Source organism: Pseudomonas sp. W2Oct36 (assembly GCF_041060465.1).
GTDB lineage: Bacteria > Pseudomonadota > Gammaproteobacteria > Pseudomonadales > Pseudomonadaceae > Aquipseudomonas > Aquipseudomonas graminis_B.
Map to the genome: position 1 here is coordinate 122,436 of NZ_JAUERW010000014.1, position 17,768 is coordinate 140,203.

At 58.6% G+C, this 17,768-nt stretch carries 21 protein-coding genes and 1 tRNA gene; 8 read left to right on the forward strand and 14 right to left on the reverse strand.

Annotation, left to right across the window (positions count from 1 at the left end; translation table 11 throughout):
- Positions 1-34: 34 nt before the first annotated feature.
- The 7 genes from QWI18_RS18225 to QWI18_RS18255 form a co-directional block, all read right to left on the reverse strand.
- Positions 35-790 (reverse strand): lysophospholipid acyltransferase family protein, encoded by a 756-nt coding sequence (locus tag QWI18_RS18225; protein WP_369319462.1) that lies wholly within the window; start codon positions 788-790, stop codon positions 35-37.
- 150 nt (positions 791-940) lie between these two features.
- On the reverse strand, positions 941-1,630 hold the full coding sequence (locus QWI18_RS18230) for a crotonase/enoyl-CoA hydratase family protein (RefSeq protein WP_192134394.1): 690 nt from the start codon (positions 1,628-1,630) through the stop codon (positions 941-943).
- Between the two features lie 132 nt (positions 1,631-1,762).
- Entirely contained in the window at positions 1,763-2,056 is a 294-nt protein-coding gene (locus QWI18_RS18235; RefSeq protein WP_065989420.1) for a DUF6388 family protein, read from the reverse strand.
- A gap of 227 nt (positions 2,057-2,283) precedes the next feature.
- On the reverse strand, positions 2,284-3,786 hold the full coding sequence (locus tag QWI18_RS18240) for a cytosine permease (RefSeq protein ID WP_369319463.1): 1,503 nt from the start codon (positions 3,784-3,786) through the stop codon (positions 2,284-2,286).
- A 183-nt stretch (positions 3,787-3,969) separates the two neighbouring features.
- Positions 3,970-4,368 (reverse strand): nuclear transport factor 2 family protein, encoded by a 399-nt coding sequence (locus tag QWI18_RS18245; protein ID WP_369319464.1) that lies wholly within the window; start codon positions 4,366-4,368, stop codon positions 3,970-3,972.
- A 172-nt stretch (positions 4,369-4,540) separates the two neighbouring features.
- On the reverse strand, positions 4,541-4,975 hold the full coding sequence (locus QWI18_RS18250; protein WP_369319465.1) for a DUF4124 domain-containing protein: 435 nt from the start codon (positions 4,973-4,975) through the stop codon (positions 4,541-4,543).
- 67 nt (positions 4,976-5,042) lie between these two features.
- Complete coding sequence (locus tag QWI18_RS18255) at positions 5,043-5,537, reverse strand: helix-turn-helix domain-containing protein (RefSeq protein WP_065989425.1); 495 nt, start codon at positions 5,535-5,537, stop codon at positions 5,043-5,045.
- Positions 5,538-6,281: 744 nt separating this feature from the next.
- Here QWI18_RS18255 and QWI18_RS18260 point away from each other — a divergent pair.
- The 4 genes from QWI18_RS18260 (at position 6,282) to QWI18_RS18275 (ending at position 8,392) form a co-directional block, all read left to right on the forward strand.
- Positions 6,282-6,782 (forward strand): Hcp family type VI secretion system effector, encoded by a 501-nt coding sequence (locus QWI18_RS18260; RefSeq protein WP_369319466.1) that lies wholly within the window; start codon positions 6,282-6,284, stop codon positions 6,780-6,782.
- Between the two features lie 28 nt (positions 6,783-6,810).
- On the forward strand, positions 6,811-7,206 hold the full coding sequence (locus tag QWI18_RS18265) for a polymorphic toxin type 44 domain-containing protein (RefSeq protein ID WP_369319467.1): 396 nt from the start codon (positions 6,811-6,813) through the stop codon (positions 7,204-7,206).
- A complete protein-coding gene (locus QWI18_RS18270) occupies positions 7,184-7,636 on the forward strand; it encodes a hypothetical protein (RefSeq protein ID WP_369319468.1) in 453 nt (150 codons plus the stop codon). The genes QWI18_RS18265 and QWI18_RS18270 overlap by 23 nt, the downstream gene beginning before the upstream one ends.
- Before the next feature lie 186 nt (positions 7,637-7,822).
- Complete coding sequence (locus QWI18_RS18275) at positions 7,823-8,392, forward strand: recombinase family protein (protein WP_369319469.1); 570 nt, start codon at positions 7,823-7,825, stop codon at positions 8,390-8,392.
- A 296-nt stretch (positions 8,393-8,688) separates the two neighbouring features.
- Here the strand turns inward: QWI18_RS18275 and QWI18_RS18280 are convergent, their stop codons facing one another.
- Entirely contained in the window at positions 8,689-8,904 is a 216-nt protein-coding gene (locus tag QWI18_RS18280; RefSeq protein ID WP_369319470.1) for a Rap1a/Tai family immunity protein, read from the reverse strand.
- On the opposite strand from QWI18_RS18280, the gene QWI18_RS18285 reads away from it, so the two are divergent.
- The gene (locus QWI18_RS18285; protein ID WP_369319471.1) at positions 8,904-9,200 is read left to right on the forward strand and encodes a hypothetical protein; all 297 of its coding nucleotides are present in this window, start codon (positions 8,904-8,906) and stop codon (positions 9,198-9,200) included. The two genes, QWI18_RS18280 and QWI18_RS18285, sit on opposite strands and share 1 nt — an antisense overlap.
- A gap of 542 nt (positions 9,201-9,742) precedes the next feature.
- Here the strand turns inward: QWI18_RS18285 and QWI18_RS18290 are convergent.
- From QWI18_RS18290 to QWI18_RS18310, 5 genes are all read right to left on the reverse strand, one after another.
- Positions 9,743-10,087 (reverse strand): hypothetical protein, encoded by a 345-nt coding sequence (locus QWI18_RS18290; RefSeq protein WP_369319472.1) that lies wholly within the window; start codon positions 10,085-10,087, stop codon positions 9,743-9,745.
- A 187-nt stretch (positions 10,088-10,274) separates the two neighbouring features.
- A complete protein-coding gene (locus tag QWI18_RS18295; RefSeq protein WP_369319473.1) occupies positions 10,275-10,553 on the reverse strand; it encodes a hypothetical protein in 279 nt (92 codons plus the stop codon).
- A gap of 533 nt (positions 10,554-11,086) precedes the next feature.
- Entirely contained in the window at positions 11,087-11,293 is a 207-nt protein-coding gene (locus QWI18_RS18300) for a hypothetical protein (RefSeq protein WP_369319474.1), read from the reverse strand.
- Positions 11,294-11,995: 702 nt separating this feature from the next.
- Positions 11,996-12,085, reverse strand: a tRNA-Ser gene (locus QWI18_RS18305).
- Positions 12,086-12,250: 165 nt separating this feature from the next.
- Positions 12,251-13,000, reverse strand: a complete 750-nt coding sequence (locus tag QWI18_RS18310) for a 3-oxoacyl-ACP reductase family protein (RefSeq protein ID WP_296310414.1) — start codon at positions 12,998-13,000, stop codon at positions 12,251-12,253.
- A 185-nt stretch (positions 13,001-13,185) separates the two neighbouring features.
- Between QWI18_RS18310 and QWI18_RS18315 the strand changes: the two genes are divergently transcribed.
- The gene (locus QWI18_RS18315) at positions 13,186-13,746 is read left to right on the forward strand and encodes a cysteine hydrolase family protein (protein ID WP_369319475.1); all 561 of its coding nucleotides are present in this window, start codon (positions 13,186-13,188) and stop codon (positions 13,744-13,746) included.
- 27 nt (positions 13,747-13,773) lie between these two features.
- Here the strand turns inward: QWI18_RS18315 and QWI18_RS18320 are convergent, their stop codons facing one another.
- Positions 13,774-15,219 (reverse strand): SulP family inorganic anion transporter, encoded by a 1,446-nt coding sequence (locus tag QWI18_RS18320; RefSeq protein ID WP_369319476.1) that lies wholly within the window; start codon positions 15,217-15,219, stop codon positions 13,774-13,776.
- 204 nt (positions 15,220-15,423) lie between these two features.
- Here QWI18_RS18320 and QWI18_RS18325 point away from each other — a divergent pair, with 204 nt between their 5' ends.
- Positions 15,424-16,632 (forward strand): MFS transporter, encoded by a 1,209-nt coding sequence (locus tag QWI18_RS18325; RefSeq protein WP_369319477.1) that lies wholly within the window; start codon positions 15,424-15,426, stop codon positions 16,630-16,632.
- Between the two features lie 9 nt (positions 16,633-16,641).
- The gene (zapE, locus tag QWI18_RS18330; protein ID WP_369319478.1) at positions 16,642-17,763 is read left to right on the forward strand and encodes a cell division protein ZapE; all 1,122 of its coding nucleotides are present in this window, start codon (positions 16,642-16,644) and stop codon (positions 17,761-17,763) included.
- Positions 17,764-17,768: the final 5 nt, after the last annotated feature.

The following is a 17,768-nucleotide window of genomic DNA, read 5'->3' on the forward strand; positions in this document are numbered from 1 at the left end:
GAGTCGGCGGATTTAAACGAGTTCGCAGGTTTTTTCAGTGCCGTTCAGCGTCTGTTGGGAGGGTAGCCGCGCAGCCTCGGACTTGCGCGTCCATGCTGGCGATGCAGGCTTGCATCTGGCCGTGGCACAGCGCGATGAGTTGAGGGATATCGTCGCCGGTCAGGTTTGCGGTCGGGATCGCGGGCAGCGTGCGGATGATCACCTCGCCGCTGTTCCATCGGCTCAACGCCATGCTGCGCACGTAGGTGCTCACGCACACAGGCACAATGGGCACACCGGCTTCGATCGCCATCTGAAACGCCCCGCGCTTGAACGGCATCAGCCCTTCGCCCTTGTTGCGCGTGCCTTCAGGGAACACCCAGATGGACGTGTCCTTGTGCTGCAGGGTGTCGGTGGTCTGGAGAATGGCGCGGCGTGCCTTCTGCGGATTGCCTCGGTCGATCAGCACGTTGCCCGCCAGCCAGAACAGCTGGCCAAAAAACGGCACCCACTTGAGACTTTTTTTGCCGATGCAGACCGTGCGCGGCGGCACGATGTTGCCGAGGACAAACAAATCGTAGTTGGACTGATGGTTACAGATGATCACGCAGGGCCTGGTCTGCTCGAACTGCGGGCTGAGCTGGGTGTTCAGGCGCAGCCCGAGAATGCCGATGGCGGGGAGGGCGTAGAGGCGAGCACACAGACGGCTGTTGTCAGGGTTGAACGGGCGGCACAGGCCAAGTAAAAGCCCCAGTGCGCCTGCGATGAGAAAGTGCAGGCCCATCAACAACATACGCAGTAAGAACAGCATGCAAACCACCCGGTAGGCGAAAAGCCGCGCAGTGTACGGATGTGCACTGGAATCGGCAATCGCCCACAGGCCGGGGAGAGGATCAGGAATTTAACGGGATGTTTCATGGGCAACGCGCTGCCGGGAATGCAGCGCGTTGTCAGGGCTACCTCAGAGCGGGATCTGGCGATCCAGCTCGATAGCCCGGTCGAGGGTCTCGAGAAATGCCTTGCGCACTTTCAGTTTGGTCTGCTTGTGGGCCCGCATGTTGATCTTCTTCATCTGCAGCGCCACGGCGCGCGCGGCCTCGGTGAGTTGTTCCGATGCGACCACCTTGTCGAAGAACCCGGCTTGCAGCGCGCCCTGGGGATCGAACATCTCGCCGCAGATCACCGAGCGACCGAAGGCACTTTTGCGCAGGCGATCACGGGCCAGTTCGATGCCGGCATGGTGCATGGTCATGCCGATCTGCACCTCGTTCAGACCGATGCTGAAAGGGCCTTCGACGCCGATGCGGTAATCCGCCGACAGCAGCAGGAACGCGCCTTTCGCTACAGCATGACCGCCGCACGCGACCACGACCGGGAACGGAAACGACAGCATTCGCCGCGCCAGGGTTGAGCCTTGGGCGACCAGGGCCATGGCGGCTTCCGGCGACGAGGTCATGATTTTCAGGTCATACCCGCCGGAGAGAATCCCCGGCTGACCGGTGATGATCACCACGGCACGGTCCTGCTCGGCGCGGTCCAGTGCGGCATTGAACGCGGCGACCACGTCGTTGCTGATGGCGTTGACCTTGCCGTTGGTCAGGGTCAGCGTCGCAACGCCGTCATCCAGTTGATAGGCGACCAAATCACTCATGGCGCGAGTCCTTTTTTGTTTTGAAGTGGCGCAGACGTTACTCACCCGGCAGGGCAAGGTAAAGCGTAAAGGATGACTGGCAAGTCAGGGGCGGGCCGCCAGGTCTGGCGACCCTGAGAGGGAACGGAGCGGTTAAACCTCGACTTCATTCAGTTCGCAGTACTCATCCCAGTCCATGTCCAGTGCCTCGGCCGCTTCCTTGTGCGTAGCCAGACGCAGTTCCTTCAATTGCTCGGGGGTTTCGGCAATGAAGGTCAGCGCCAGCTCCCAGGTCGGGATGCCCTGGGCTTCGGCTTCGTCTTCGAAAGCCCAGAGGGTTTGCTGCTGCTGTTCTTTCGGGCTCAAATCCTGGATTTCAGCCTGCAACATCGGATTGGTCACGATGTACTTCGCCAAGGCAGCTTCGGTCCAGTCGTTTGCGTTCATGCGGGGGTGATCTCCTGTGGGTCGAGCTGACGTGTTGCGGTGGGTGGGATGCTGCTGAGGTCATGAGCCAAGCGGCGATTGTGCGTGATGTGCATCACTGGCGCCAGTCACAGGCGACCCGTCGGTCGGTGTAGCCCGGGGCTTGGATCGCTGAACGAATAGCGCCGCCGCGGACACGTAAAAAGGGCCCGCCTTGCAGCGAGCCCGCGGGCGACGGCGTCGGACTGTCAACCGATCGCCATCGGCTTCTTCATATTACGGCGCGCGTTATTGCCGAGCAGCGGGTGCGGACCCTGAGCACCATACACGCCGACCGGTTCCGGGAAGGTGCGCAACAGGGTGATGTACAACAGCGTCGCCAGGCCAAGGGTGATCGGCAGGCTGATGTCGATACCGCCCGCCAGATTGCCCAGTGGACCGACAAACTGCCCCGGCAAGTTGACGAAGCACAGGCCCACTGCCGCGCTTGGCAGCCACGCGCCCAGCCCTCGCCAGTTCCAGCCATGCTCGAACCAGTAGTGTCCACCGCTCTGGCCACGGGTGAACACTTGCAGGTCCGCCGGATGATAGAAGCCACGGCGTACGATCAGGCCCAGGACCATGATGACGATCCACGGCGAGGTGCATGTCACGATCAGCACAGCGAAGGTCGACACGCTTTGCACCAGATTGAAGGCGAAACGGCCGATGAAGATGAAGGCAATCGCAGCGATGCCGATCAGAATCGTCGCCTGGGCGCGGTTGAGCAGGCGCGGAAACATGCTCGACATGTCCAGCCCGGTGCCATAAAGCGACGTCGTGCCGGTCGACATCCCGCCGATGATCGCAATCAGGCACACCGGCAGAAAGAACCAACTGGGCGAGACCGCCAGCAGGCCGCCAACGTAGTTGTTGTCCGTGATGTATTGCGGCGCCTGGGTGGCCACGATGGTCGCCGTGCACAGCCCGAACAGGAACGGAAGCAGCGTGCAGATTTGCGCCAGGAACACCGACGCCATGATGCGTTTTTTCGACGTCTGGCGTGGGATATAGCGCGACCAGTCACCGAGAAATGCACCGAACGACACCGGATTGCTCATCGCCAGAAGCGCAGCCCCGATGAACGCTGCCCAGAACCCTTCGCTGCCCCGATTGACCGTGCCAGCAAAGCCCGCATCGAAGCTGCCGCCGAAGGCAAAGAGGCCGAGCAGGAACAACAGGCTGGAAGCGAAGACCGCGATCTTGTTGACCCACAGCATGAAGCGGAAACCGTAAATGCACACCGCCAACACCAGTACGGCAAACACGCCGTAGGCCAACGCCAGGGTGACGTCGTTTTCCGGCAGGCCGACCATGCGTTTGGCGCCGCCGATCAACGCATCCCCCGAGCTCCAGACCGACAGCGAGAAGAACGCGACCGCCGTGAGCAGCGACAGGAACGAGCCGACGATGCGTCCGTGAACGCCAAAATGCGCGCCGGATGAAACCGCGTTGTTGGTGCCGTTGAGGGCGCCAAACAGACCCATCGGCGCAAGGATGATCGACCCGAGCACGACGCCCAACAGGATGGCCCAGACGCCGGCGTGGAACGACAGGCCGAACAGCACCGGAAAGCTGCCCAACACTGCCGTGGCGAACGTGTTGGCGCCGCCGAAGGTCAGACGAAACAGGTCGAGGGGTGCGGCGTCGCGCTGATGATCGGGGATTTGTTCGACCCCGAAGGTTTCGATCGTGGTGGTGGGGTGAGCCATGGGAGGTTCCTGCGCGCTGTCGTGTTGTTATGGGGCCGGCGAAAAGCGCTGGCCCGTTATCTCGACCGGTGAACCCGATCGTGGCATTGGCAGTGGTCGGCATTGCGACCCTGAATCAGGTGAGGCAGTGGGTGGTGCGTACGGCAGCCTCTGAGGGCCACTCGCCATTGATTGCGCGTCGCGCTAGTCGGTTTTCACGGACAGGTGTTCGTGGCACGCCAGCCAGCGCGCGCCATATTGCCGAAAGACAATGGTTTCACGTTCGCTGGAATGGCTTTCCTGATCGCCGGAGCGGACGTGGGTGTCGACGTCGTGCATGAAAATCGCGACCTCACCCTGCAGGCTTATGTGCGCGTTGCGCGATTGGCAACCCAGCACCGCAAAGCCGTCGGCCTGCCAGCCGGCCCACACATCGCGGTAAGCGGCGCGTGACAGCAGGGGCGCAGGCAGCGTGTGAAAGAGGAAAGTGGCGTCTTCGGCGAATGCGGCGAAGTAGGCGTCCGTGTTGTTGCTGGCGAACGCGTCAATGAGCGCTTGTGCCGCATGTTGAACGGCGTCGTGGCGAGTGTCGGTGGAGGTCATGGCCGGCTCGTTTTTGTGATTCTGGCGATGGGGCCCGACTGTAAGCAGCTGTTACGGGGCGTCACATCGGCGCCGGTAAAAACTTAGTTCAGAAAATCGAGAAGTAATGGTGAGCGACAAGCCTTAAGCCTTAAGCGGCAAGCCGTAACTAAGCAGTAAGCAGGCAACGCTGTCAGTTTCCTGAGGATTTCATCAGGCCGCTTTTGACCGGCTGACGAACCCGGCCGCCGGAGGGGTCGAAGCAGGCACTGTCGTAACGAGGTGCGACGCAGGTCGAGGGGAGGCCAGGGGGAGGGGGGCGAATGCTTTGCAGGCGATCGGCGATCTCCCGCTCGTTGGTGATGATGAGCTTCCGGCGTCGGCTGACTTGCAGAATTTCAGTGGCGTTTTTGTTCAGGCGATAGGGAAAATCAGTCTCTTCCCACTCGCTGGAAAGCCGGGACGGAGGCGGGCGCTGTACCGTGGATTCGCCCACGTAAGTCGGGCAAGGGCTTTGGGCGAAACTGATGGCGCCGTTGGCGGCGACGCATTTGAACACGTCGGCGTTTACCATACCGGACAAGGGCAACATTATGGCCGTCAGGCACAGCGCTGGAAATCTGATCATCGAAACCTCCCTGGATGGCGCAAGGCTACCATCTGAGAGGTTCGGCTGTCAGTCACGCTGATCGGGATCAGTGGGTTTCGTGGGCGGCTTTCTGGACTTTCGCCAAGGCGAGTGCCGCGAACATGTCGGCGTCGCTTTGCAACACCCTCAGGTGGTCTTCGACATGATCAGCGCTTGCGCGCGGTTCTTCGGAATTCACAAGACGGGTCACTTCGCACAATGCATTGGCCGTGATCCACAGGCTCTGGCGCAGCTGGCTGATGATTTTCACCATGCTTTCCGAGCTGTCGAGATCGGCCGCACCCTCCATGTCCTGGTCTGTCTGCACCGTCGAAAAGGTGGGCATTTCAGCGCGGGCCGAGGGGTCGACCCCAGTGACAACGCGGTTAATGTCCACTCCGGCGGCGGCGATCTTGAACAGATAATCCGCCCTGGGCAATCGCTGCCCGCTCTCGTAATGCCCCTGAGCGTTGGCTTCCACACCACCGATAGCGCCCAGCGCGCTTTGTGTCAATTTCAGACGTTTTCGTTCTTGGCGCAAACGTTTGCCGATGCCATTCATCTACCTTCTCCTGCGAATTCGCACCCTGCAGATGTCTCTCGCGGGTGCGCAATGGGGGCCGGAATACGGACTGTTTTCTTTTGGTGTAGCGCTAGCCGTTAACGGGAATTGGAGTCATTCACACGTACAACGGGTAGACCTTAGCTGCTAAGACACCCAAATGGCGATTTTTCCGACGCTTTGCGTGGAAAAATAAACGCGGGGCGATTCTAGTTATTCTATTGGGTCGGGTCACGTGGTCATTTGCAGGGTGGGATGACGGATGGAATAGAGCGGATGCGGGGGCGACGCACGGCGCGGCCTTTGTCGGTCCCCTGGATAGATTCCGAGGGTGTGGCCGACTCTTCTCTTAGTACAACAAACGCAGCTAGCGTCGACTTCGACAGTGAATAGGCCAGGGCGCTGATCTAAGGGATCCAGAAAACACTCCGGGGGTTAAGCTCGAAGTCTGTGATGGAGTAGCGGCGAGCCAAATTAGATCCCTGGACAATTACCCAAGCTGGTGCGCCACCCAGCAAATGCGCTCACCCTGACCAAGGCAAGTAGGGATATTAAATAACGATGCTCATATTAAGGGCAACTTCATAAACGCAACGTTTATGAGTTGTTTAATATTTTGGCTCGCTAGTCGGTAATGGCCGGCATGCATCGGTATCTTTTCTGAAAATGCAGCGGCTCACTTCACTGGCGCTCATATCTATGTTTTCCTCCACCCATCAACAGGGTATTAATAAGGAGCTGTAAGTGTCACTTGAGGCCTATCTACAAATCGAAGGTATTAACGGGGAAACACTTTCAGAAGGTTACGAAGATTGGATTGAGTTGCTGGACTTCGATGTGTCTGCCAATCAAACAGCTTCTGCAACAGCCACTTCGGCGGGAGGCGCCACTTCGGGGCGCGCTTATATGGGTGATTTTATGGTGCGTAAAGCTGTAGATAACGCCACTGCAAAACTTCATGAAGCCTGCTGCAGCGGTAAGCATTTCAAGCAGGTCTCAGTGCATGTATTTCGTGCCGGTGATCCGAAGATGAAATATCTGGAGGTGATGCTCGAGGAAGTCATTATTAGCGCATTCACCCTTACCGGCAATGGAGGGAGGCGTGATGCATTTCCAGCCGAGTTGATTGCTTTGAACTATGGCCGAATCAAGTTGATTTACTCCAGGCAGAGCCGGGCCACCGGGCAGGGTGCGGGACAGGTTGCAGGGGGCTGGGACGCTATCAGTAACAAAGTCTACTGCTGACTTAGGTAGTCGCTGATCAGGTGAAAGTATGAGTTTTGAACTTCCGCAAGCAATGCCGCGTCACGTCAATGTCGATGTGAATATAAAGCTGGCAAACGAGCAGTGGAGAAAGGATCCGGCCATTGGCGCATTCATGAGTTGGTTTTACTACAAGGTTCGCAATGGCGGACCCTGGGATTTCAAACAGAAACACCCAGAATGGGAAAATTTTGGTAATTTCCACTATGGCGCCGTTGGCAGAGGTGGGCAGTTGCCTGATCAAATTCTGTTGAGAGCGGCAGGGTTCGCTCAGCAAGATGCGGGCACCCAAAGCACTGAGGAGGATTGGGGCGTATGGTATTGGCGAGCTCCCTATGGGGATGATCCCAAGGATCAATATTGGATCATGCAAGGTATTGAGTATGCGAAATCAAAGGGGTACTGAAACCTGTGTTCCCTACAAGTTTCTTTTCTGGGCATTACTGAGCGCGCTGCTTATCTATTACCTGCTCGAACACATGTTGAGTGGGATTGCTGATGCAGATGAACTGGTGCTCAAACGTCAGCTAAAGCGCGGCGCATGGGTGTACGTCACATACTACGGTGCACCTGCTACTGACCTGGACACCTTGCGGTTTTACCTCAGCAGCCCGATCCCGGGTTCTGACGAGGGGATACTCAAGGAACTGAACAAGCGCAATTCATTCATGATCACCGATAGCGCCCTTGAGGACGTGGTGGTTAGTGATACGCCTAACGGCGTCGGTATCACTGTGAAGGGCGCGGTTTATCGCTTCTTCAGCAAGCAGTACACACAGACTGACGGGCTTCAGTCTTATCGGGTGAGCTTGAGCCAGCAGGATGAGCGCGGCTGAGTGATGTGGGCGGGCAGATTAATGGATGCTACATGCTGCCAGTCCGGTCAGCCGCGCCGCCGCGTATACGCCCAGACACAACATCCGAAAACGAGAATCCCCGCCCGCCATAAGCGGTGCGGATACTTTTTTAAAATGGCGGTGGGATTTGAACAAAGCCACCCTCCAGCCTTTGAATTGCCAGACATGTCCCGCACCCAGCTCTATGCACGAGTCTCTACGTCTAACCAGTTCACTGAGAACCAGTTACAGGAAGTTAGAGCAGAAGGGTTTGACGTACAGGCAGGTCGGGTAGTGGAAGAAACGATTTCAGGCATTATCGCCTCCAGCGAGTGTCCCGGCTTTCAGAAGCTGATCGACCGCATGGAATCAGGAGACATGCTGATCGTTGCCAAGCCCGATCGCTTGGGCCGTAATGCCATGGACGTGGGTCAGACTGTCGCGCGTCTTGCTGAGGGTGGCATTCGCGTTCATTGCCTCGCCCTTGGTGGTGTAGACCTAACCAGTGCAGCAGGTAAGATGACCATGCAAGTACTGGGGGCTGTAGCTGAATTCGAACGTGACTTGTTGATAGAGCGTACGCAACAGGGGCTCACCCGTGCGAAGGCTGAGGGCAAGAAGCTAGGACAGCCTGAAGCAACTGATACCGCAGCATCGTTGCAGCGCCTCAAGGCAAGGGACATGACACAGGCTCAGGTCGCTGCTGAGCTTGGTATTGGCATCGCTACGGTCAAGCGTCACTGGAACAAGGTCTGATCGTACTCGCTGTACATAAGCCTACCTCGCTGGTGGGCTTTGTCGTCTCTCCTCTTGGGACAACGTGTGACTGACACTCAGCAATCACCACGCCGCCAGCAAGCCCAGCAGAGCCTTCGGGTGTTACTTGAGGATTTTGGCGAAGTAGCCTTCGAGCTGGTGCGCTGTGTTTCACACCTATCGTGAGAATCCGTCGCCAGCATTCAAAGCCGCCTGTCTTACTTCCAGCCAGCGCTTCAGTCTCGTTTTCGAATGCGCATCCCTTTCTGACGGCGGAATGTGGAAATCGGCAGAAATCACTGGCAGGGGAATGCATCAGTGAGAGCTAGGAGGATAAGCATTGATGCGTCATCGTTTAACAGCTTGGGATTTGCTTCGAGAAACTTGACTGTGACTCTTATCGCCTGCTGACCCTTCACCCCGGATTTCGGCAGACAACTCGCATATTTTTTGGGGCTGTATCGCCCATCATGGAAGCCGTGCCAAGCACTCCCTGAATAATGCCAAGGCAATGACCCACGTCATAGTCCACTTGCGCTTTTTTATCCATCGCCCTAATGGCGGTGTTGCACTCGGACAAAAGGTCATTACCGTCAGTTGCGCAAGCAGCAGCACTCACCATCATCGTGCCCAGTGCAACCGCTACTATCCATTGCTTACTCATATGGTGATCCTTTTACAGGCAGCTGGTGTAGACGGTCTGCCCAACGCCATTGGAAATGCAGTTTGTCTGTTGTTTGACTGGAACAGGCTGCAACATGTAGGGCTGCTGGGGGTGCTGTCCCTGCTGGTTCATGAGCATTTGTAGTGCTCGCTGTCGCCGTGCCTCGTTCGCTTGTCCCTGCTGGTTAGCAAGAGCAACCCGGCACTGTACGTATGCATCTGACCCAGGCTTGGCACCGTACGATTGGCACTGTGCATCGTCCCTAATCGCCACTTGGGCAGGGTCTGCTTCGTGATTGGCACAGCCCGCCAGAGCAGCGAGGAAAACAGTTGCAGCGATTGCCTTCATGGTCGTCGTCCGTGGTTAATGCCGTGAGAGTATCCGCCGCCATCACACAGCGCCATGAATCAAGTTTGGCGTACGTCAAGTGAAACGCAGGGGCGCTGGCTGATCCTCCTCCTGGCCGTCAGGTGCTACAGCGTCTCGCTCTCGACTCTCATGCACCACTACTTTCAGCGCGTCCTAGGCCTGACGCAGCCCTGCTTCAGCCTTGGCGAGTTCACTACTGACACCACTCCATATCAAAACCAGCGTGGCGATCTTGGAAATCGCCAGAAAACCGCGTCACTTGAAGAATACGTTGAACACGGCTGTCCCAATCGAAACGATAAGCGCACAAGACGATATCAGGGTAGCTGTCCAGAACTTGCTAGCGTCTTCTTGAAGACCCGCCAGTATGGATGACATGAGCGGGAAATTAACGGAGAAGCCTTCCCCGTTGATTCTGCCGAAGAATGCCACTTGGAGCCGTCTTCATTCGTATAGCCATGCTTTTTTTGAAGGTGGTAGTAGAGACGCCCGAAAATGAGATCGGTATCCACGTCGAAGCGCTTTGCGATCACTTCACAGTCAATCGGCACGTAGATTTTGCTACGCCTCCCGCTCTCCACTTCGCGAGAGTGGTTTTGAAACTCCTCGTAGTAGAGCTTGTAGATGAGTTCTAACATTGTTCGATCAGAAGGCAACTTCATCCGTGCTTCTCCTTGCGGATTCATCCATTCGGCCTTGATGACCATCAAGGCTGTAATGCGATACCACTTCTAATCGCTGATCCGGGCTACCTTCGTTGACCGACTTGCCAGCTAATTGCTAGGGTGACAAGCGAAGGTTCGCGGCTGCGTCTTCGAAGAAAAGCCCCGTCTCCGGGGCCTCCTCACATCAGTGCAGCGTGCGTCCGTTAAGGCTCATCTCAAGCCAGTCATTCACGTCTGAATCGCCATGACCAACCGTGTAGTGAATCTCGGAGACGTAGAGGCTTTCTTCGTACTCAATGAACGGCTTTAACCGCTTGAAAATCTCTTTCGCAGTGCAGTCCGTCCGAATGGCATACACAGACGGGGTCAGTCGAGTCGCCGAGTACTTGTAGATTTCAGCGATCAAGCGTTGGCGTTTGACGCCCAGTTTACCTGCGTTGCAGGTGATCAGCAGTGTCGGCATGGCCGATTACTCCCATTGAACAGCATAAGGGTTGCCAGTCCAGCGGGAGCCTCCGATAGTTATTATCGGTTGCCAAACACTAGCGTATTTGGCTCAATGGCATCCCGTCAGGACTGACGATTCGATATCGGGTTTGGTTCTGAACTGGTGCAAATGGGTACGTTTCGGTCCGTCAACTTCGGCGTGCCCATTTGCAGACTTCCTTTCCTCCGCCTCGCCTGAGGCTCAGTAACAGATCGCTCCCAAACCCCACATGTAGGGTTTTCATCAGCGAGCACCTACAAGATAATGCGTTTGCGACACTAACCGCAACGCATGACCTGTGGATAAAGCTGTGTGTAATTTGCGTGTGAGCTGCGGATTTTTGCGTGTAGCCCACGCGGCGAGTGGGGTAGGCCATTTGTCGATGTTTTTGCGATGAAGAAACGTGCGGTGGTTAACCGCTAGCCGGTCTTCGCCGTAAAGGCATTCCGTTGCGGTATACCTGCGAAAATCCAGAACTAGCATGTCCAGTCTGCGGTACAAGTCCTGCGTCATTGGAGGCGGGAAAATCGGATGTACCAGTAGTTTGACTGCATCCTATAGGTGCTGTTTCCAGTGGCGATGCTTGCACCCCCTTCAGGTGACGAGCCCTCGGCATCGATCTTGTAGCGTCCATTACAAGCGGTGAACATCTGCTTGTAGGCGTCCTCACGGCGTTGCTTCCTGACAAACCCAGCCCCGTCATTCAGGTATTTCACGGGCGCATCCGTGCATACGGCGCTTTTCGATAGTCAGGTATCCATGCTCACGCAATTTTTTGATGAACTCTTTCGCCGTTGTGAGGCTACAGCCAGAAGCGCTGGCGATCTAGTTCTGATTGTCGAACCACAGCTTGCCTTCGCCGGTGAAGTAGTCGTGCCGATCTTTCATGAACACCCACAGAATCTTGTACTGTGCAGAAAGTGACGGGCTGGCGAGTGGTCAGACTTAAGAAATGGTGGGCTTGCAGAAGGGAACGCGGGGCTTTGCAGAATATATCGGACATGGCGGGTGCGTCTCCTTGTGGTTAGCTCGTTATGTGGGTCACTTCCTTCGGCGTAGTCGCCGCGTTGGGTGGTTCGCCTGTAGTGGCGGATATCCGCTCGTTTGGGGCAAAAAGTCAAACGAAAGTTCTTGCAATATCTGGCGGGTGTGGTGGGGGTGATGATGGCCCTCAGGAGGGCGGATGAGAGCCCGCAGGAGGCACGATGTAGTAAAGGCAATTCAAGGGTAGTGGGTAGACTTATACTGTCGCCTGAAGGGGGTTTTAGGTGAATAAACAGCATGGTAGAGGTGAGGTTTAGCGGGGCAGGGCGCCGGGTAAAACGAGGGATTAGCGGAGGAATTTTACGTACAAATACTACGTACACCCCAGAATGCAAAACGCCCGTAACTCGTTGAAGTTACAGGCGTTTTTAATGTGGCGGTGAAGGAGAGATTCGAACTCTCGATACAATTTCTTGTATACACACTTTCCAGGCGTGCTCCTTAAGCCACTCGGACACTTCACCGTATCTCTTCAGACGTTCAGTCTGTCGAGGCGCGCTAATGTAGTCGAAAGCTTTGGCGAAGGCAAAACTTTTTTTCAGAATTTTCATGCGCTTAAGCAAAAAAGTCCGAGGCCCCGGCTCCTGAACGAGGTCCGGGGCTTCGTGTCGGTGGCGAGTGCGCGGGGATCAGGCGCCGAAGCCGCCGTCGATGGTCAGGCTGGCGCCGGTGACATAGCCCGCTTCGGGGCCGGCGAGGTAGGCGACCATCGCGGCGATTTCTTCGGACTTGCCGTAGCGCGGGATGGCCATCAGGCCCATTAGTGTTTCGGCGAACTCGCCGTCGGCCGGGTTCATGTCGGTGTCGACCGGGCCGGGCTGGACGTTGTTGATGGTGATGCCGCGCGGACCGAGGTCGCGGGCCAGGCCCTTGGTCAGGCCGACCAGCGCCGATTTGCTCATGGCGTAGACGCCGCCTCCGGCGAAGGGCATGCGGTCGGCGTTGGTGCTGCCGATGTTGATGATGCGGCCGCCTTCTTTCATGTGACGCGCCGCTTCCTGACTGGCGATGAACACGCTGCGTACGTTGATCGCCAGGGTTCGGTCGAAGTCTTCGAGGGTGAATTCGTCCAGCGGCGCGATGGCCAGCACACCGGCGTTATTGACGAGGATGTCGAGGCCGCCGAAGGTCTTCACGGTCTCGGCGACGGCGTCGCGGATGTCTTCGGCGTTGGCGCTGTCGGCCTGGATCGCCAGGGCTTTGCCGCCGGCTGCGGTGATGCTGTCTTGCAGTTCCCGGGCTTTGGCTTCGGAGCTGACGAAGGTGAACGCCACCGCTGCGCCTTGTTCGACGAGACGCTTGACGATCGCAGCGCCGATACCGCGCGAGCCGCCTTGTACCAGTGCTGTTTTACCAATCAGATTGGTGGGATGAGTCATGTCGATCTCCTTTAGGCCTGAGTGCTCATTCGTGGGTGGATGGGCAACAGTATCTGCCCTCCATGGCTCGCGCGGTAACCGGTGGTCGAGATAGTCTGGGTAAACCGGAGGTCGTGAGTGAAGGCGATGAAATACTTTCAACGCGCCTTGGTCTTCACGGCACTGACGTCATCAAAAGGAACAACATGCACATCCAACCGAAAGCCGCCCTGGTCCTCATCGACATGCAGCAGGGCATCAACCACCCGAAGTTGGGGCGGCGCAACAACCCCGATGCCGAGCAGCGGATGCTTGAGCTGCTGAGCGCATGGCGCGACAGCGGGCGCGCAGTGATTCACGTGCGGCATTTCTCCCGCTCACCGGACTCGGTGTTCTGGCCGCAGCAGTCCGGTGTCGAGTTTCAACCGGCGTTTATGCCGTGGGATGACGAAGGCGAGCTGCACAAACAGGTGCCCGACGCGTTCTGCCATTCGGCGCTGGAAGGTTGGCTGCGTGCGGACGGGATCAATCAGGTGGTGATCGTTGGTGTGGTGACCAACAATTCCGTGGAGTCCACCGCGCGCACTGGCGGCAATCTCGGCTTCGAGGTCATCGTGCCCCACGACGCCTGCTTCACCTTCGACGGCGTGGACTTCTTCGGGCAATCGCGCAGTGCCGAAGACATCCACGCCATGTCGCTGGCCAACCTGCACGGTGAGTACGCGCAGGTGATGGCGACCGAGGCGGTTCTGCGAGCGCTCAATTAACCCGCATGTCGAGGCTCAACGCGCGGCTCAGGCGTGCTGCACACCCGCGCGCTTGAGCAGTTTTTTGCAGCGTTCCGACAGGTGCACGACACGCAGGTGCTTCCCAGCCTTGTGGTAGCGCTCGCGCAGGGTTTTCAGTGCCGCGATGGCGGAATAGTCCACGAAGATAAGATGACGGCAGTCCAGGGTGACCTGTTGCGGATCGTTGACGTGATCGAACTGATCCAGGAAGGGCGTGGTGGAGGCGAAGAACAGCGTGCCGTGCAGGTGATACATCTTGCTGCCGTCCGGCTCGGTGTGGCTGTCGGCGTACAGCTCGCGCGCCTGTTGCCAGGCGAAATTCAGCGCCGCCACCAGGATGCCGAACAGCACGGCGGTGGCCAGGTCGGTGAGGACGGTGACGATGGTCACGGCAATGATTGCGAAGACATCGTTCAGCGGAACTTTGCGCAGCACGCGCAAGGACGCCCAGGCGAACGTCTGCTGGGCCACCACGAACATCACGCCGACCAGCGCCGCCAAGGGAATGCGCTCGATGAGGGGCGACAGGAACAGCACGAACATCAGAATCATTACCCCGGCGACGATGCCGGACAGACGACCGCGGCCGCCGGAACTCAGGTTGATCACGGTCTGGCCGATCATCGCGCAGCCGCCCATGCCACCGCACAGGCCCGAAGCCAGGTTGGCGACGCCGAGGGCAACGCACTCGCGGTCGGGGTAGCCGCGGCTCTCGGTGATTTCGTCGGTGAGGTTCAGGGTCAGCAGGGTTTCCAGCAGACCGACCAGCGCCATGAGAATCGCGTAGGGCGCGATGATCTGCAGGGTCTCCAGATTCCACGGCACGTCCGGCAGCGACAGGCTCGGCAGACCGCCGGCGATGTGCGCCATGTCGCCGAGGGTGCGCGTCGGCAGGTCGAACAGGTACACCAGCAGGCCGACGCCGAGGATGGCGACCAGCGCCGGCGGCACCGAGCGGGTCAGGCGCGGCAGCAGGTACACCACCGCCATGGTCAGCGCCACCAGGCCGATCATCAGGTACAGCGGCGTGCCGCTGAGCCAGGATTCGCCGCTTTTGAAATGCTCCAGCTGCGCCATGGCGATAACGATGGCAAGGCCGTTGACGAACCCGAGCATGACCGGATACGGCACCATCCGCACCAGTTTGCCCAGGCGCAGCAGTCCGAACGCGATCATCACCAACCCGCCCAGCAACACCGTCGCCAGCAGGTACTGCACGCCGTGTTGCACCACCAGCGCCACGATGACCACGGCCATCGAACCCGCCGCGCCGGAGACCATGCCGGGACGCCCGCCGAACAGCGCGGTCAGCGTACAGATGATAAAGGCCCCATACAGGCCCATCAGCGGGTTGAGGTGCGCGACCAGCGCGAAGGCGATGCACTCGGGCACCAGGGCAAAAGAGGTGGTGAGTCCGGCGAGGACATCGGCGCGAAGACGGGCGGGTTTCATGACATTCCTGAAGGGCGGTGGGCAAAAGGAGGGGATGTTACGGAATGTAAGCGGCGACGGCCAGTCGCAGGAATGCCGCACCCTGCTGCCTTTCACTCATTCTTCATGTGTCCTGTCGCGGCCGATTATGTAACGATGTTTGACTCAAACAGCTCGCCGATTCCTGTCGCCCAGGCTCGGCACGTCATCAAGGACAGAACACGGATGCTCGCTGCGCTCAGACACTACCCGGCTTCGGTCAATCTCCTGCTTTCGTCGTCGTTGTTTCTGACGCTGGGCAGGGCGATTACTCTGCCGTACCTGGTGATTTACCTTTCTTCGAATTTCGTCCTGGGCATGAGCGACATCGGCATGGTCGTCGGCGGAGCGCTGATTGCCGGCTCATTGCTGAGTCTGTACGGCGGCTACCTCACCGACAAACTGTCCAGCTACCGGCTGATTCTGTGCTTCACCGGGTTCTTCGTCGCCGGCTTCATCGGCATGTGTGTGACCAGCAAGCTGTGGCTGTTCTTCCTGTTTCTGGTGTCGTTCAATTTCGCGTATTCGGTCATTGATATCGTGGTCAAGGCGGCATTCGGCAAGCTGCTGCCGGTGGCCGAGCAGAGCAAGGTATTCTCGGTGCGCTATACGCTGATCAACATCGGTTATGCGGTCGGGCCGTTCATTGGCGCAGGGCTGGCGCACTGGAACATGAAGCTGCCGTTCGTGATGTCGGCCGCGCTGGGCCTGGGTTTCCTGGTGGTGTACGCGATGCACGGGGACCGCAAGCTGAGCTCGGCGGACCCGGCCAATGCGCCGATTTCCTTCATCGCCGTCGGACGCATCCTGCTCAAGGACTACCGACTGGTGTGCTTCACCGTCGGCGGCGTGCTCAGCGCGGTGGTGTTCGGGCAGTTCACGGCGTACCTCTCACAATACCTGGTTACCACCAGTACGCCGGAATTTACCTATCAGGTGATCAGCTCGGTGGTCGCGGTGAACGCCGCCGTGGTGATCTGCTTGCAGTACCTGGTCGGCAAACGCATCAGCCATGAGTACCTGAATCAGTGGCTGACCGCGGGTTTCAGCCTGTTCCTGATGGGCGTGGTGGGGTTCGCCCTGTCGACGACGGTGTTGCACTGGTCGCTGGCGGTGGCGGTGTTTACCCTCGGCGAGATCATCGTGTTTCCCGCCGAGTACATGTTCATCGACCGCATCGCGCCCACTCATTTGCGCGGCATGTATTACGGCGCGCAAAACCTCTCCAACCTCGGCGGCGCGCTGGGGCCGGTGCTGTGCGGCTTCGCACTGGCGACCCAGTCGGCGCATTTCATGTTCTACATGCTGGCGGCGTTTATCATTGCCGGCGGCTGCTTCTATCTGTTGGGCGCCTCGTATTCCAGACGCCACGACCAAAATTCCACTGCGCAGTGAAGCGTTTCGATGACCGTTCTGTCTCCACTTGAGGCCTGGCAGCAGGCCGTTGATGCCCAGGATTTTCAGCCGGACGAGGCCCAGCGCACTGCCGCGTTGCACTTGCAGGCGTGCTGGCAGGGGCTGAACGATGGCAAGCGCGGTCGCGCGGTCAAGGGCGTTTATCTGTGGGGCCCGGTGGGGCGTGGCAAGACCTGGCTCATGGACCGTTTTTACGAAGGCCTGCAGGTCCCGGCCCGGCGCCAGCATTTTCATCACTTCATGCGGTGGGTGCATCAGCGGCTGTTCCAGCTCACTGGCGTGGCCAAACCCCTTCAGGTGCTGGCCCGGGAGCTGGCCCAGGACGTGCGCGTGCTGTGTTTCGACGAGTTGTTCGTCAATGACATCGGCGACGCGGTGATTCTCGGCGGCCTGTTGCGCGCGATGTTCGACGAGGGCGTGGTGCTGGTCTGCACCTCAAATCAGTTGCCCGAGCAGCTGTACGCCAAGGGGCATAACCGCGAGCGTTTCGTGCCCGCTATTACAGCGATCAACCACTTCATGGAAGTGGTGTCGGTTGACGGCGGCGAGGACCACCGGTTGCACCCCGGTCAGGCTCAGCAGCGTTACTGGGTGAAGGCGGAGCAGGGGCCGAGCGCGTTGGTGGAGGTATTCGAAGCGCTGAGCAGCGGTGAGTCGGTGTCGACTCAACCGGTGCCGTTAGGCCGTCGCCATGTGCCGGGGGTGCGCAGCAGTCGAACGGTGATCTGGTGCCGGTATGCCGACTTGTGCGAGCAACCGCTGGCGGCGATGGATTTCATCGAGCTGTGCGATCGCTATAAAGCGGTCTTGTTGAGTGAAGTGCCGGCGTTGAGCGCGCCCCAGCGCGAAGGGCGCATTGCCCGTGGTACCGAGGATGGCGTTGAACAGGTGACGGCGGGGGACCGCGAGCTGCCCCAGCTGTCGCCTTACGACGACGGCGTTCGGCGCTTCATCGCCTTGGTCGACGAGTGCTACGACCGCAAGGTGCCGCTGTACATAGAAGCCGCGATGCCGATGGCCGAGCTGTACACCGAAGGCTACCTGGCGTTCGCGTTCCGGCGCACGCTGAGCCGGTTGCAGGAAATGCAGCTGGCGCGCTTCGGTCATTAACGCTG

What these genes read in the sequence shown, in the direction of transcription:
- QWI18_RS18225 (WP_369319462.1), bottom strand. Translation starts at nt 790, where the DNA reads ATGCTGTTCTTACTGCGTATGTTGTTGATGGGCCTGCACTTTCTCATC.
- QWI18_RS18230 (WP_192134394.1), bottom strand. Translation starts at nt 1,630, where the DNA reads ATGAGTGATTTGGTCGCCTATCAACTGGATGACGGCGTTGCGACGCTG.
- QWI18_RS18235 (WP_065989420.1), bottom strand. Translation starts at nt 2,056, where the DNA reads ATGAACGCAAACGACTGGACCGAAGCTGCCTTGGCGAAGTACATCGTG.
- QWI18_RS18240 (WP_369319463.1), bottom strand. Translation starts at nt 3,786, where the DNA reads ATGGCTCACCCCACCACCACGATCGAAACCTTCGGGGTCGAACAAATC.
- QWI18_RS18245 (WP_369319464.1), bottom strand. Translation starts at nt 4,368, where the DNA reads ATGACCTCCACCGACACTCGCCACGACGCCGTTCAACATGCGGCACAA.
- QWI18_RS18250 (WP_369319465.1), bottom strand. Translation starts at nt 4,975, where the DNA reads ATGATCAGATTTCCAGCGCTGTGCCTGACGGCCATAATGTTGCCCTTG.
- QWI18_RS18255 (WP_065989425.1), bottom strand. Translation starts at nt 5,537, where the DNA reads ATGAATGGCATCGGCAAACGTTTGCGCCAAGAACGAAAACGTCTGAAA.
- QWI18_RS18265 (WP_369319467.1), top strand. Translation starts at nt 6,811, where the DNA reads ATGAGTTTTGAACTTCCGCAAGCAATGCCGCGTCACGTCAATGTCGAT.
- QWI18_RS18270 (WP_369319468.1), top strand. Translation starts at nt 7,184, where the DNA reads ATGCGAAATCAAAGGGGTACTGAAACCTGTGTTCCCTACAAGTTTCTT.
- QWI18_RS18275 (WP_369319469.1), top strand. Translation starts at nt 7,823, where the DNA reads ATGTCCCGCACCCAGCTCTATGCACGAGTCTCTACGTCTAACCAGTTC.
- QWI18_RS18285 (WP_369319471.1), top strand. Translation starts at nt 8,904, where the DNA reads ATGACCCACGTCATAGTCCACTTGCGCTTTTTTATCCATCGCCCTAAT.
- QWI18_RS18290 (WP_369319472.1), bottom strand. Translation starts at nt 10,087, where the DNA reads ATGAAGTTGCCTTCTGATCGAACAATGTTAGAACTCATCTACAAGCTC.
- QWI18_RS18295 (WP_369319473.1), bottom strand. Translation starts at nt 10,553, where the DNA reads ATGCCGACACTGCTGATCACCTGCAACGCAGGTAAACTGGGCGTCAAA.
- QWI18_RS18310 (WP_296310414.1), bottom strand. Translation starts at nt 13,000, where the DNA reads ATGACTCATCCCACCAATCTGATTGGTAAAACAGCACTGGTACAAGGC.
- QWI18_RS18315 (WP_369319475.1), top strand. Translation starts at nt 13,186, where the DNA reads ATGCACATCCAACCGAAAGCCGCCCTGGTCCTCATCGACATGCAGCAG.
- QWI18_RS18320 (WP_369319476.1), bottom strand. Translation starts at nt 15,219, where the DNA reads ATGAAACCCGCCCGTCTTCGCGCCGATGTCCTCGCCGGACTCACCACC.
- QWI18_RS18325 (WP_369319477.1), top strand. Translation starts at nt 15,424, where the DNA reads ATGCTCGCTGCGCTCAGACACTACCCGGCTTCGGTCAATCTCCTGCTT.
- zapE (WP_369319478.1), top strand. Translation starts at nt 16,642, where the DNA reads ATGACCGTTCTGTCTCCACTTGAGGCCTGGCAGCAGGCCGTTGATGCC.